This is a genomic window from Streptomyces cyanogenus, from assembly GCF_017526105.1.
GTDB lineage: Bacteria > Actinomycetota > Actinomycetes > Streptomycetales > Streptomycetaceae > Streptomyces > Streptomyces cyanogenus.
Genome location: NZ_CP071839.1, coordinates 5,615,312 through 5,628,392, shown reverse-complemented (window position 1 = coordinate 5,628,392; position 13,081 = coordinate 5,615,312). Strand labels below are relative to the sequence as shown.

Below are 13,081 nucleotides of genomic sequence, written 5' to 3'. Positions count from 1 at the left end.
CTAGGCGGTGAGCCAGTTCCGCAGCCGCTCCTCGCCCGCGAGGATCTTCGCCGTCTCCACCCGCTCGTCGCGCTTGTGCGCCAAGTGCGGGTTGCCGGGGCCGTAGTTGACCGCGGGAACGCCCAGCGCGGAGAAGCGGGAGACGTCTGTCCAGCCGTACTTGGGCTTCGGCGTGCCGCCGACCGCCTCGATGAAGGCCGCGGCGGCCGGGTGGGAGAGGCCGGGCAGCGCGCCGGGGCTGTGGTCGTCGACCGTGAACTCCGCCACGCCGCAGTCCGCGAACACCTCGCGGACGTGCGCGATCGCCTCCTCCTCGGTGCGGTCGGGGGCGTACCGGAAGTTGACCGTCACCACGCACTCGTCCGGGATGACGTTGCCGGCCACTCCCCCGCTGATGCCCACGGCGTTCAGGCCCTCGCGGTACTCCAGGCCGTCGATGACCGGCCGGCGCGCCTCGTAGGAGGCCAGGCGGGCCAGGATCGGGGCCGCCGCATGGACGGCGTTGGAGCCCATCCAGCCGCGCGCCGAGTGGGCCCGCTCGCCCTTGGTCCTCAGCAGGACCCGCAGCGTGCCCTGGCAGCCGCCCTCCACCTCGCCGTCGGAGGGCTCCAGCAGGACCGCGAAGTCACCGGCCAGCCAGTCCGGGTGGGCCTCGGCGACGTGCCGGAGGCCGTTGAGGTGGGCGGCGACCTCCTCGTTGTCGTAGAAGACGAAGGTCAGGTCGCGGTTGGGGGCGGGGACCGTGGCCGCGATGCGCAGCTGCACCGCCACGCCCGACTTCATGTCGCAGGTGCCGCACCCCCACAGCACGCCGTCCGCGTCGAGCCGGGAGGGCACGTTGTCCGCGATCGGCACGGTGTCGATGTGACCGGCCAGGATCACGCGCTCGGCGCGGCCCAGGTTCGTACGGGCGATCACGTTGTTGCCGTGGCGGTCGACCGTCAGGTGCGGCAGGGCCCGCAGGGCGGTCTCGATGGCGTCCGCGAGGGGCTTCTCGGTGCCGCTCTCGGACGGGAAGTCCACGAGCTGCGCGGTGAGCGCGGCGGCGTCCAGCGTGAGATCAAGCGAGGTGTCGGCCATGGTCACGACCCTAGCGCGCCGGCCCGGCGGGGCCGGAGGGGTCGTGCGGCCGGCCTTGTGCGGACCCGCGGCGAGGGGCCGACGGGGCTCCAGTACCTTGTACGCGTGTCAGAGCCGTCCCCCACCCGTCCCAAGCGCCGCGGTCGTCTCCTGCGTTTCACCGCGGCCCTGTTGGTCCTGTGCGGCGTCATCGCGTACCTCGTGGTGCAGTACGTCACCGGAGGCGGCGGGGCGCGCGGCTGCAAGGTGGTCTCGGCCTCCGGCGACGGGGCGTCGTACGAGTTCACGCCGGAGCAGGCGGTGAACGCGGCGACCATCGCCGCTGTGGGCAGCGGGCGCGGGATGCCCGAGCGGGCCGTGACGATCGCGCTGGCGACCGCGCTGCAGGAGTCGGGGCTGCGCAACATCGGGCACGGCGACCGGGACTCGCTGGGCCTGTTCCAGCAGCGGCCCTCGCAGGGCTGGGGCACCGAGCGGCAGATCATGGACCCGGCGTACGCGGCGGGCATCTTCTACGCGCATCTGGCGAAGGTGCCGGACTACACGGACCTGCCGCTGACGGTGGCCGCGCAGCGGGTGCAGCGCAGCGGCTACCCGGAGGCGTACGCCAAGCACGAGCCGGACGCCGCGCTGCTCGCCGCGGCCCTGACCGGGCGGGCCGAGGCCACCCTGACCTGCGACGGGCGCCCGCAGCGCACGGCCTCGGCGACCGGTCCGGAGGCGGTGCGGCAGGCGCTGGTACGGGACTTCGGGCGGGACGCGCTCCAGGAGACCGGCGCCGTGGTGGGCGGGACGCCCGTGCCGTCGCCGTCCCCGTCGCCGAGCGTGACCGCGACCGCGCACGGGCGGACGGTGACGGTTCCGGTGCCGGAGGGCACGCGGCGGGACGCGACCGGACGAGGCGAGCGGGAGCGCGGCTGGCAGCTCGCGCAGTGGGCGGTCGCCAACTCCTCGGCGCTGCACATCGAGCGGGTGTCGTACGCGGGGCGGGAGTGGACCGCGGGACGCGACAGCGACGCGTGGCGGACGGCCGGTCCGCAGGGGGCCGGCGGGGCGGAGAAGTCCGTGGGCACGGTCCGGATCGTCGCCGGACAGTAGTACGGGCGATCACTCCGGCGGGTTGTGCGGCGCGGAGCCGTCCAGCGGTGGAGCAGGCTGCGTACCGGGTGAACATCTCCTTGGAAATCAAGGGATGGAAGGATTCTGCAAACCTGCGGGCGCACGCCCTTTGCCCGCTTTTATCCACACCCGATAATGCGATGCGTTATCCATTCTTTACCCGGAGCGTCCGCAACCTTCGCGGGCTTCGAGCGGTAGTCACGGCGTCCGAGCCGGACACGGACTCGGACACACACTGTTTTCTCCCGTCGAATGGAGCATCATGACCCTCCCTCTGACCCGTCGGATCGCCCGTGCCGCGCTGCTCGTCGCAGCGGGAGCGGCTGCCGGGGTCGGTGCGGCCGGCTCCGCCGGAGCGGCCACGAACCTGCCGGCGGCCACCCCGAACCTGAGCGGTCTGACCGCGCTGGACGGCGCACAGGTCGGCAACACCGTCGACGGTGCCGCGAGCAGCGTCACCTCGACCGCGGGTGACACGGGCGGCAAGGCGGTCAAGCAGGCGGTGCCGGCCGCGGGCAAGACCGGCGGCGGTGCCGTGAAGAAGGCGGCGCCCGTGGCGCAGAAGGCCGCGGGGGACGTGGCCGGGACCGCGGGGGGTGTCCTGGGGGACGCCGCCTCCGGTGCGACGAAGGGCGGGCTGCCGACCTCGTCCCTGCCGACGTCCTCGCTGCCGGCCAAGGGCCTGCCGCTGGGTGGCTGAGCCCCGCTGTGGCCGCCGACGGGGTCCGGGATCACCTCCCGGGCCCCGTCGGCCTTTGTGCGTCCGCGCCGGTCCTGCCCGCGGCGGGACCGGCCACCGTGGTGGTTACAGGCGGGAGACCGCTGCTCGGACTCGCTCGTCCGTTGCGGTGAAGGCCACCCGGATGTGGTTCTTGCCCGCCTCGCCGTAGAACTCGCCCGGGGCCACCAGGATGCCGCGGGCGGCGAGGTCGGCGACCGTGGTCCAGCACGACTCGTCCCGGGTGGCCCAGAGGTAGAGGCTGGCCTCGCTGTGCTCGATGCGGAAGCCGCCCGCGAGGAGGGCCGTGCGGAGGGCCTCGCGGCGGGCCGCGTAGCGCTCGCGCTGCTCGTGCACGTGGGCGTCGTCGCCGAGCGCGGCCACGACCGCGGCCTGGGTCGGCGCGGAGGTCATCATGCCGCCGTGCCTGCGGATCTCCAGCAGCGGGCCCAGGACGGCCGGGTCACCGGCGACGAAGGCCGCGCGGTAGCCCGCCAGGTTGGAGCGCTTGGAGAGGGAGTGGACGGCGACGATGCCGTCGTACGAGCCGCCGTTGACGTCCGGGTGCAGGACCGAGACCGGATCGGCCTCCCAGCCCAGCTCCAGGTAGCACTCGTCGGAGACGACGAGCACGTCGTGGGCGCGGGCCCAGGCGATGACGTCCGTCAGCTCCTGCTTGCCGAGGACCCTGCCCGTCGGGTTGGACGGGGAGTTCAGCCAGAGCAGCCTCAGACCGGCGGGGTCCAGCTCGCGCGGGTCGTCGTAGACCTCGTGGTCCGCGCGGGCCAGGCGGGCGCCGACCTCGTAGGTGGGGTAGGCCAGGCGCGGGTAGGCGACCTTGTCGCCGGGGCCGAGGCCGAGCTGGGTCGGCAGCCAGGCCACCAGTTCCTTGGAGCCGACGACCGGCAGCACGTGGCGGTGGGTGACCCCGCGGGCGCCCAGGCGGCGCTCCAGCCAGCCGGTGATCGCGTCGCGCAGGGCGGGGGTGCCCCAGACGGTCGGGTAGCCCGGGGAGTCGGCCGCGTCGATCAGGGCCTTCTGGACCAGCTCGGGGACCGGGTCGACCGGGGTGCCGACGGAGAGGTCGACGATGCCGTCCGGGTGGGCCTCGGCCGTCTTCTTGTACGGGGCCAGCTTGTCCCACGGGAAGGCGGGCAGGCGGTCGGAGACTGCGGACACGGGAATCAGGCTCACTTTCGTACGGTGCGGCAAACGCCTCGGTCCCGTACGGCGGTGATCGGGACGATCGGGCCGTACGGGACCGAGGCGGCGCGGTTTGGCGGCCGCTTGGCGCTCAGACGGTCACTCGCCCTGCGGCGGCAGCGCGGCGACGAAGGGGTGGTCGCGCTCGATCAGCCCCAGCTTGCTGGCACCGCCGGGCGAACCCAGCTCGTCGAAGAACTCGACGTTCGCCTTGTAGTAGTCCTTCCACTCCTCCGGGACGTCGTCCTCGTAGAAGATCGCCTCGACCGGGCAGACCGGCTCACAGGCACCACAGTCGACGCATTCGTCCGGGTGGATGTACAAGGACCGCTGGCCCTCGTAGATGCAGTCGACCGGGCACTCCTCGATGCACGCCTTGTCCTTGACGTCGACACAAGGCTGCGCGATGACGTAGGTCACGCTGTCGTTCCTCCTCGATAGGGCGCTGGCGGGCCTCCTCAGGCTCCGCCGCCTGGCGCGCGGGAGCGCGGCGTCGTCGATGCCCGCCCCTAGTATCTCCGTTCCGGGGCATGATCCGAACAGGAGGGGTGAACTGACCAGTGGAAATCTCGGCGAAAGGACGCCTGGAGGTCCGAATCACCCCTGCTGACGTGGGCAAACGGGTTTCTGTACGGCGCTTGGGCGAACCCGGTTCCGGTTCGGAGAAGTTCACTGACACGGTGGGTGTTCTCACATCATGGGACGGCGGCGTGCTCATGATCACACGCCGGGACGGCGAAGCGGTCCGAATCCCTGAGAACACGCTGGTGGCGGGCAAGGTGGTGCCCTCCGCACCGGCGCGGCGGAGGGGGCCCGCCGCCACGTACCCGGAGCTCGCGCGCGTCGCCGCGCGCGCGTGGCGGCCGGTGGAGAGCGAGCGGCTGGGCGAGTGGGAGCTGCGGGCCGCCGGCGGGTTCACGCGCCGGGCCAACAGTGTGCTGCCGCTCGGTGATCCCGGTCTGCCGCTCGGCGCGGCGCTGGCGGCCGTGCGCCGCTGGTACGGCGAGCGGGGCCTGCCCGCGTACGTGCAGACCGCGACCGGCGGCGAGGGCACGCAGGAGCTGCTGTGCGCGGAGCTGGAGCGGCGCGGCTGGGTGCGGGAGGTGACCGCCGAGCTGTGGACCGGGGCGCTGGCGCCGGTCGCGGACCGGGCCGAGGGCGCGGGGGTGGTGCTGTCCCGGACGGCGGACGAGGCGTGGCTCGCGCGGTACCGGCGCAAGGGGGTGAGCGAGGTGGCCCTGCGGGTGCTCGGCGGGGGGCCTTCGGTGTGGTTCGCGTCCGTGCCCGGTGCCGGGGAGGGCGAGCCGCCGGCGGCGATCGGCCGGTGTGTCGTGGACGGGCGGTGGGCCGGGTTCGCCGCGGTCGAGGTGGACCCCGGCCGGCGGCGGCAGGGGCTGGCCACCGAGGTGATGGCCGCGCTGGCCCGGCGCGCGCTGGACGAGGGCGCATCTGCGGCCTGGCTCCAGGTGGAGACGGACAACGAGAGCGGCCGGGCCCTGTACCGCGCCCTCGGCTTCCTGCCGCACCACGCCTACCACCACTACCGGGCCCCCGAGGGAACCGACGACCGGGAGGCGGACGCCGGGACGGGCGACCGTTCCGCGCACGACGAGCCGGACACCGACACCGGCGCCCCGCCTCGCCGGAACACAGACGCCCACGCCGACGCCCCACCCGCACGCCAGAAGACAGACGCCGACACCGGCGCCCCGCCTCGCCCGAAGACAGACGCCGACGCAGGTGTCCCGCCCGCGCGCCGGCAGGCAGACGCCCGTTCCCGATCCGGTCCGGACGCCGGTGCGGCCGGTGCGTCGCATCGCGTGCCCGAGGGGCCGCAGGCGTCCGTCCGCTCCGGGTGTCCGTAGAACGCGCCGTGGAAGGGCATGAGCCTGGCATGAGTCACCCGTATCTGCCGCCCCCGTACCCGCCCCCGCCGGAGCGCTCCGCCGAGCTGCGGCGGCGCTTCGCCGAGGAGGCCCGGGCCGAGCGGCCGGACGTGTCGGCGCTGTGCCTGCTGATCGGCGCGGAGATGGACGGCGAGCTGGACGAGACCGGCATCGACGCCGCGCAGGCGGAGCTGGACCGGCTGGCGGGCGAGCTGCCGTTCCGGCCGGGCGGGCCGCGCGCGTGGGCGGAGGCCGTCCACCGGCTGCTCGGCGCCCGCTACGAGTTCCACGGGACGCCGGGCGACTACCAGCGGCTGGAGTCCTCCCTGCTGCACGAGGTGCTGCGGCGGCGGCGCGGGCTGCCGATCCTGCTGTCGGTGGTGTGGCTGGAGGTCGCGCGCCGGGCGGGCGCCCCGGTGTACGGCGTCGCGCTGCCGGGGCACTTCGTGGTCGGGTTCGGCGCGGCGGCGGAGCAGGTGCTGGCCGATCCGTTCGAGGGGGGCCGGGTGCTGACCGGGCCGGACGCCGAGTTGCTGGTGGCGGGTGCGACGGGGGCGCCGCTGCACCCCTCGATGCTGGAGCCGGCGCCGCCGCTGGACGTCGTACAGCGCATCCTGAACAACATCCGGGCGTGGGCGGCGGCACGGCCGGAGCGGTCCGATGTCGCGCTGCGGTCCGTGGAGTTGGCGCTGCTCATCCCCTCGCATCCGGCACGGCTGCGCTACGAACGGGGGCAACTGCTGGTGCAGCGCGGGCAGTTCGTCGCCGGCGCCGAGGAGCTGGAGCACTACGCCGACCTGATCGAGGTGGTGGACGAGTCGGTCGCGCGCAAGGTGCGCCAGGAGGCCGGCACGGCGCGGGCCAAGCTCAACTGAAGGCCGCCGCTCAGAGCCATCCCTTGTCGCGGGCGATCCGGACCGCCTCCGCCCGGTTGCGTGCCGCCAGTTTCTGGATGGCGGTGGAGAGGTAGTTGCGGACCGTGCCCTGGGAGAGGTGGAGGGCCTGGGCCAGTTCGGCGTTGGTGGAGCCGTCGGCCGCCGCGCGGAGCACCTCGCGTTCGCGCTCGGTGAGCGGGTTCGCGCCCTCGGCGAGCGCGGCGGCGGCCAGCGTGGGGTCGATGACCCGCTCACCGGCCAGCACCTTGCGGATCGCCTCGGCGAGCTGGGCGGCCGGGGCGTCCTTGACGAGGAAGGCGTCGGCGCCCGCCTCCATGGCGCTGCGCAGATAGCCGGGCCGCCCGAAGGTGGTGAGGACGACCAGCTTGACCCGCGGGAACTCGCGGTGCACCCGGGCCGCGGCCTCGATGCCGGTGCAGCCGGGCATCTCGATGTCGAGCAGCGCGACGTCCACGCCGTGCGCGCCGACGGCCGCGAGCACCTCGTCGCCGCGCGCGACCTGGGCGACGACCTCGATGTCGTCCTCCAGCCCGAGCAGCGCGGCCAGCGCCTCGCGGACCATCGACTGGTCCTCGGCGAGGAGGACCTTGATCGTGCTCGTCATGCCCCGGATCCTACGTGGGCCGCGGGGGCCGTGGGGACGCGGGCGACCAGCCGGAACCCGTGCCTGGCGCGGCCCGCCTCCAGGGTGCCGCCGGCCTTCTCCAGCCGCTCGGTCAGCCCGGTCAGACCGTTGCCGGGGCCCGTCCCGGAGCCGCCGGATCCGTCGTCCTCGACGCAGAGTTCGAGCACCGGCCCGTCCAGGGTCTGCCGGCGCAGCAGCCGGACGGCGCAGCGCTCGGCGCCGCTGTGCCGGACCACGTTGGTGACCGCCTCGCGCAGTGCCCAGGCGAGCGCGGACTCGGCCTCCTCGGGGACGTCGGCGAGGTCGGGTTCGGCCGGCACCTCGGCGACGACCCCGGCGGCGGTCAGGGCGACCTGCACGCCGGCGAGTTCGGCGGCGAGCCGCGGCCGCCGGTAGCCGGTGACGGCCTCCCGGACGTCCACCAGGGCCTGCCGGCTGACCTGTTCGATGTCGGCGACCTGCTGGGCCGCCTTGTCGGGGTGGTCGGGCAGCATCCGGCCGGCCAGCTCGCTCTTCAGCGTGATCAGCGACAGCGAGTGGCCGAGCAGGTCGTGCAGGTCGCGGGCGAGGCGCAGGCGCTCCTCGTTGGCGGCGAGCTGGGCCACGGTGGCCCGTGCCTTGCGCAACTCGATCGTGGTGCGGACGAGTTGGCCGACCCCGGTCATCGCGAACCCGATCAGCGCCACCAGGAACAGCAGGCCGCGGGCCTCCTTCTCGCCCGAGTGCAGGCCGACGAGGTACATCACCAGGGCGGAGGCCGGGATGGCCCAGTAGGCCGCCCGCAGCGGCAGGGTGGCTCCCCAGGCGACCGACAGGTAGACGAACAGGCCCAGCCAGGCGCTGCCGAGCGTGTAGGCGAGTACGGGGGCGAGGACGCCGAGGATCCCGCCGAGCGTGAACACGACGCGCGGGGAGAACGGCCGGCCCATGTTGCGGAAGACCAGCGTCAGGTAGGCCCCGACGAAGACGGCGAGGCCGAGCGAACCGGCCACGGTCGCGCCGGTGCCGTGTCCGCCGTTGACCAGGTCCTCGACCGGCGAGCTGAGGAAGATCAGCCAGATCCCGATCCACAACGTCTTGACCAGCAGTTCGCGCCGGGTGCGGGGTGGCCAGCCCAGGGGGGTCTGCTTCGGCATTCCGGCCCGGTCCTCCGTCATGGTGCTCACGCCTTCAGCGTGTCCTTCCGGTACAGCCAGGCCGCACCGCCCGAGAAGAGGACGAAGTAGACGGCGAGGACGGCGATGTCCGCAGCGTGCGGGGCCTGGCTCTGCTCGACAGCCCGTCCCAGGGCAGCGTACGCGTGCGTGGGCAGCCACTCGGCGATGTCCTGCAGGAACTGCGGGAACGTGGTGGACGGCATCCACAGGCCGCCGAGGATCGACAGACCGAAGTAGACGATCATCGTGATCGGGCGGACCGCGTCGCCGGAGGCGAGGTAGCCGAGGGCGACGCCGAGCGCGGCGAAGACGAGGCTGCCGGCCCAGATGACCCCGGTGAGCGCGAGCCACTGCCAGGCGTCCAGGCGTACGTGTTTGACCCCGGCGGCGACGGCGAAGACGACGACGATGGCCGGCAGGCTCACCACCGCGGCGCTCGCGGTCTTGGCGAGGACGTAGCCGCGTCCGGGCAGCGGGGTCAGCCGCAGCTGCCGCACCCAGCCGCTCTCGCGTTCCTTGGCGATGCGCTCGCTGTTGCCCATCAGGACGGCGGTCAGGGCGCCGAAGGAGGCCATGGAGACCATCAGGTAGGTGGCGACGGTGAGATCGCTGCCGTCGACCTTCCCGGCCGAGCCGGCGCTGCTGGAGAAGATCAGGTAGATGATCGAGGGATAGAGGACCGAGAAGAACAGGAATTTCCGGTTCCGAAGGGCGCGGGCCAGTTCGAGCTTGATCAGGGCGTTCACGACTGCCTGGCCTCCTCGGCCTCCGTGATGGCGACGAAGGCCTGCTCCAGACCGAGCCCGGCGACTTCGAGATTGCGGGGGTAGACGCCGAGGCCGTACAGGGCGTGCACGGTCGCGTCGGCGTCGGACGACTGGATGCGGACCGTCTGGCCCGACACGTCGAGGGATGTGAGGAAGGGCAGGCCCCGCAGGGCGCTGTCGTCGATCCCGCCCTCCAGGTCGAAGGAGATCCGCCGCGCGCCCGCCCTGGCCTTGATCTCGGCCGCGGTGCCGTCGGCGAGCAGCCGCCCCCGGTGCAGCACGAGCACCCGGTCGGCGATGGCGTCGGCCTCTTCCAGGTAGTGGGTGGCGAAGAGGACCGTACGGCCCTGGTCGGCCTGTTCCCGCATGGTGGCCCAGAAGGCCTGGCGGGCGGAGACGTCCATGCCGGTGGTCGGCTCGTCGAGGATGATCAGGTCGCTGTCGCCGGCGGTGGCGAGGGCGAACCGGACCCGCTGGGCCTGGCCGCCGGAGAGCTTGTCGACCTTGCGGTCGGCGATCTGGGTGACGCCCGCGCGGGCCAGCACCTCGGACACCGGGTACGGCCGCGGGTGCAGCGAGCAGGCCAGCCTGACGAGTTCGGTGACGGTGACCCCGTCCATCAGGCCGCCGCTCTGCAGCATGGCGCCGACCCGGCCGGCGACGATCGCCTCGCGCGGGCCGGTGCCGAACAGGCTCACCGTGCCGCTGTCGGCGTGCTTGAGCCCGAGGAGCAGGTCCAGGGTGGTGGACTTGCCGGCCCCGTTCGGGCCGAGGAGGGCGACGGTCTCGCCCGGGTACAGCCGGAGCGAGAGGCCGTCGACGGCCCGCACGCTCCCGTACGTCTTGGTCACCTGGTCGAACCCGACCACCGGGGTGGTGGTGGGCGCCACTGTCGTCGTCATGCGTCCATGGTGGCCGGGAGGGCGCCGGCCCCGGCAGTGTCGCCGGTCCCGAGTGCCGGATGACAGATGTCATGCGGGACGGATGACAAGCGCCCGACGGGGCGCGGGGAACCGCGTGACCGGCCGTGACGGACCCGTGGACGGCCACGGGCCCGTCACGGCATCTCCTGCGGAGTGACTAGCTGGGGTTGGTGTCGATGACCCCGACCCGCTCCGCGGCCGTCCTGCCGCGCAGCGCCGTTCGCAGAGCGGCGACGACGTCCTGCGGCAGGACGCCCCGCTTCCCGGTCGCGGTCTGGATCTGCACCCCGTCGAAGGTGCTGCCGTACGCCTCCTTGAGCGCCTTGAGGTCGTACGTGTCCACGAGCTTGCCGTCGACGGCCTTGAAACCGAGGATCTTCGGCAGCGACACCGGGCCGAACCGGATGCTGTGCGCCGCGTCGGTCTGCACCCGGACCAGGCCGGACATCGCGGGCTGCGCGAAGTCCTTCATCATCCGGTCGACCTCGGAGTTCGGCACCGTCGGCTGCTTGGTGGTGGTCGGCACGGCGACCGGGGGCACGGCGCCCTTCTCCACCAGCGTGCGGTAGGCCTTTTCGACGGCGTCGGCCGAGCGGCCGGCGTCGATGGCCTTGCCCGCCTTGCCGTAGACGGCCACGGCCTTGCCGGACTCGATTTTGATGGTGCCGTCGGTGACCGAGCCGGAGCCGCCGCCGGCCTGCTGGAGGGCGGCCTGCAGCTTCTCCTCGTCCACCGGCATGACCGGCTCGACCACACGCTTCTGCCCGAAGAGGGAGCCGACGACGTGCATCGGGTTGTAGTCGCTCTTCGCGGCCTCGCTCACGGTGGCCTGGTAGTCGAACTGCAGCCCCGCGTTCTCCGGCGTCAGGGTGACCGTGTTGCCGCCCACGGACAGCTTCAGCGGCTTGTCCACCCGGCTGCCGAAGGCGTCGTCCAGCTTCTTGACGGCGTCGTCGCGGGTGCCGCCGCCGATGTCGACACCGAGCACGGTGGTGCCCTTGGGCACGTCGGTGTGGTTCATCAGCAGGCCGGCGCCGTAGGCGCCGCCGGCGACGACGAACACGCCGACGCCGAGCAGCATCAGCTTGCTGCGGCCCTTCTTCTTCGGCTTGCCCGCCGCCTTGGGCGCGGCCGGCTGCTGGGGCTTGGGCGCCGCGGCCGCCGCCGGGACGTCGGAGTGGGGGCCGAACGGGGCGTTCCCCGCGTGCGGGACGACCGGGATGCCGCTGGTGACCGTGTGTCCGGAGACGTTGTCGGCGGCCGGGGAGCGGTAGCCGGGCGTGCCCGGCTCCGGGGCCGGCTTCTGCGGCGTGAGGATCGCGGTGTCGTCGCCGAACCCGCCACCGGGGCCCCGGCCCGCGGGACCGGCCGCCGGACCGCCGGGGCCGTCGAGGTCGGCGATGTCGGCGAGGGCGCTGCGGCCGGGCGGGGTGCCCTGGCCGTAACCGGTGCCGGAGGGACCGTCGAAGGGCTCGCCCGGCCCCACGCCGAGGCCGCCCGCGGCCGGCGGGACGAGGGTGCCGTCGCCGGTGACCGGGCCGCCCGTGGGACCGGCCGGGCCCTGCGGGCCGCCGGGACCCCCGGAACCGCCGGGTCCGTTGAAGCCGCTGGCGCCGCCGTGCCCGTGGGCACCGCCCGCCGCACCGCCGTAGCCGTCCTGCCCGCGGGCGCCGGCCGCACCGCCGCCGAAGCCCTGGGCACCGGGGCCCGCCGTACCGGCCCCGTAGCCGTCCTGGCCGGCCGCTCCGGCGCCGAGGCCGTCCTGGCCGGCGTCGTCCCGGTCCGAGAAGTACGGCAGGTCGTCCCGGCGGGACTCGCCGGAGCCTGCGGAGCCGGGGCGGGAGCCGCCGCCCAGCGGGCCCGCGGTCAGCGCCTCGGTCACGTCGAAGGAGCCGGTGCCGCCGCCGTGGCCCGGGGCGACGGGGCCGCCGGTGGCGCCGGGCAGGCCCTTGCCGTTCGTACCGCCGGAGCGGGAGCCGCCCGGCACGCTCATGGAGCCGACCACACCGCCGGGACGGCCGCCGCTGGGGCGTGCGCCGGTGGTACCGGCCGGGCCGGACGCCGCCGGGCCACCCGTACGGCCGCCCGACGGGCCGGCGGGGGCGGCGGAACCGCCGGGGATCCCGGCGCCGTTCGTGCCACCGCCGCCCGGACCGGCCTTGGGGGCCGAGGACTTGCGGGGCGCGAACCAGTCGCTGGCCTTCTCCTCCGCCTGGGCCGCGGGCTCGGCCGGGGCGTCGGCGGCGGCACCGGCGGGCGTCCGGTCGGCCGCGGGCCGCGGCTCGGCGGCGGGCGCGTCCTCCCCGGAACCCCCGCCGTCCCCGACGGGCGTGCGCACGACGACCGGCGGGATGGGCCGGGAGCCGGGGATGTTGATCCGGATCCGGGTCGTCAGCGTGGTCTCGGTCTTCTTCTCCTCCGGCCGCGTGCCCGAACGGCCCGCGTCCGTACCGTCGTCGGAAACCATGGGGGTCCCGTACGGCGGCGTGCCGGAGGGGTATGCGGCTCCGCCGCGCCCGTTGGGCCCGGAGGACGGAGTGTCAGTTTCACGACTCAAGGCAGGTTCTCCCAGTTGGCTCCACCGCCCGTGACGACCTCACTGCGGGCGGCTCGGCGGCGCGCACCACCATACTGGCCACTTCTGGCGGTTATCCCGCGACCGCCGAGGAAACCCACACCGGACGCGCACGCGCGCCGGACGGCGAAG

The 13,081-nt window shown here is 74.1% G+C and carries 11 protein-coding genes and 1 pseudogene; 4 read left to right on the top strand and 8 right to left on the bottom strand.

Annotation, left to right across the window (positions count from 1 at the left end; all coding sequences use genetic code 11):
• On the bottom strand, positions 1-1,080 hold the full coding sequence (gene dapE / locus S1361_RS25455; RefSeq protein WP_208034084.1) for a succinyl-diaminopimelate desuccinylase: 1,080 nt from the start codon (positions 1,078-1,080) through the stop codon (positions 1-3).
• A gap of 105 nt (positions 1,081-1,185) precedes the next feature.
• Between dapE and S1361_RS25450 the strand changes: the two genes are divergently transcribed.
• Positions 1,186-2,178, top strand: coding sequence for a VldE C-terminal domain-containing protein (locus tag S1361_RS25450; protein ID WP_208034083.1), 993 nt, complete (start codon positions 1,186-1,188; stop codon positions 2,176-2,178).
• Between the two features lie 283 nt (positions 2,179-2,461).
• Positions 2,462-2,899 (top strand): ATP-binding protein, encoded by a 438-nt coding sequence (locus S1361_RS25445; RefSeq protein ID WP_208034082.1) that lies wholly within the window; start codon positions 2,462-2,464, stop codon positions 2,897-2,899.
• A gap of 105 nt (positions 2,900-3,004) precedes the next feature.
• Here S1361_RS25445 and S1361_RS25440 read toward each other — a convergent pair whose 3' ends face one another.
• Complete coding sequence (locus S1361_RS25440; protein ID WP_208034081.1) at positions 3,005-4,096, bottom strand: bifunctional succinyldiaminopimelate transaminase/glutamate-prephenate aminotransferase; 1,092 nt, start codon at positions 4,094-4,096, stop codon at positions 3,005-3,007.
• 123 nt (positions 4,097-4,219) lie between these two features.
• A complete protein-coding gene (gene fdxA, locus S1361_RS25435) occupies positions 4,220-4,540 on the bottom strand; it encodes a ferredoxin (protein WP_014674796.1) in 321 nt (106 codons plus the stop codon).
• Positions 4,541-4,680: 140 nt separating this feature from the next.
• Between fdxA and S1361_RS25430 the strand changes: the two are divergent.
• Both S1361_RS25430 and S1361_RS25425 read left to right on the top strand, forming a co-directional pair.
• Positions 4,681-5,676 (top strand): annotated as a pseudogene (locus S1361_RS25430) (GNAT family N-acetyltransferase); the annotation flags it as partial.
• A gap of 338 nt (positions 5,677-6,014) precedes the next feature.
• Entirely contained in the window at positions 6,015-6,881 is an 867-nt protein-coding gene (locus S1361_RS25425; RefSeq protein ID WP_208034080.1) for a transglutaminase family protein, read from the top strand.
• Between the two features lie 10 nt (positions 6,882-6,891).
• Here S1361_RS25425 and S1361_RS25420 read toward each other — a convergent pair whose 3' ends face one another.
• From S1361_RS25420 to S1361_RS25400, 5 genes are all read right to left on the bottom strand, one after another.
• Positions 6,892-7,506 carry a response regulator transcription factor gene (locus S1361_RS25420; RefSeq protein WP_208034079.1) on the bottom strand — a complete coding sequence of 205 codons (615 nt, stop codon included), beginning with the start codon at positions 7,504-7,506 and terminating at the stop codon, positions 6,892-6,894.
• Positions 7,503-8,684, bottom strand: coding sequence for a sensor histidine kinase (locus S1361_RS25415; protein WP_208036766.1), 1,182 nt, complete (start codon positions 8,682-8,684; stop codon positions 7,503-7,505). Before S1361_RS25415 ends, S1361_RS25420 begins: the two co-directional genes overlap by 4 nt.
• Positions 8,685-8,689: 5 nt before the next feature.
• Entirely contained in the window at positions 8,690-9,430 is a 741-nt protein-coding gene (locus tag S1361_RS25410) for an ABC transporter permease (RefSeq protein ID WP_208034078.1), read from the bottom strand.
• Entirely contained in the window at positions 9,427-10,353 is a 927-nt protein-coding gene (locus S1361_RS25405; protein WP_208034077.1) for an ABC transporter ATP-binding protein, read from the bottom strand. The genes S1361_RS25410 and S1361_RS25405 overlap by 4 nt, the downstream gene beginning before the upstream one ends.
• A 178-nt stretch (positions 10,354-10,531) precedes the next feature.
• Positions 10,532-12,931, bottom strand: coding sequence for a hypothetical protein (locus S1361_RS25400; RefSeq protein WP_208034076.1), 2,400 nt, complete (start codon positions 12,929-12,931; stop codon positions 10,532-10,534).
• Positions 12,932-13,081 lie beyond the last annotated feature (150 nt).

What these genes read in the sequence shown, in the direction of transcription:
- S1361_RS25425 (WP_208034080.1), top strand. Translation starts at nt 6,015, where the DNA reads ATGAGTCACCCGTATCTGCCGCCCCCGTACCCGCCCCCGCCGGAGCGC.
- S1361_RS25405 (WP_208034077.1), bottom strand. Translation starts at nt 10,353, where the DNA reads ATGACGACGACAGTGGCGCCCACCACCACCCCGGTGGTCGGGTTCGAC.
- S1361_RS25420 (WP_208034079.1), bottom strand. Translation starts at nt 7,506, where the DNA reads ATGACGAGCACGATCAAGGTCCTCCTCGCCGAGGACCAGTCGATGGTC.
- S1361_RS25415 (WP_208036766.1), bottom strand. Translation starts at nt 8,684, where the DNA reads ATGACGGAGGACCGGGCCGGAATGCCGAAGCAGACCCCCCTGGGCTGG.
- dapE (WP_208034084.1), bottom strand. Translation starts at nt 1,080, where the DNA reads ATGGCCGACACCTCGCTTGATCTCACGCTGGACGCCGCCGCGCTCACC.
- S1361_RS25445 (WP_208034082.1), top strand. Translation starts at nt 2,462, where the DNA reads ATGACCCTCCCTCTGACCCGTCGGATCGCCCGTGCCGCGCTGCTCGTC.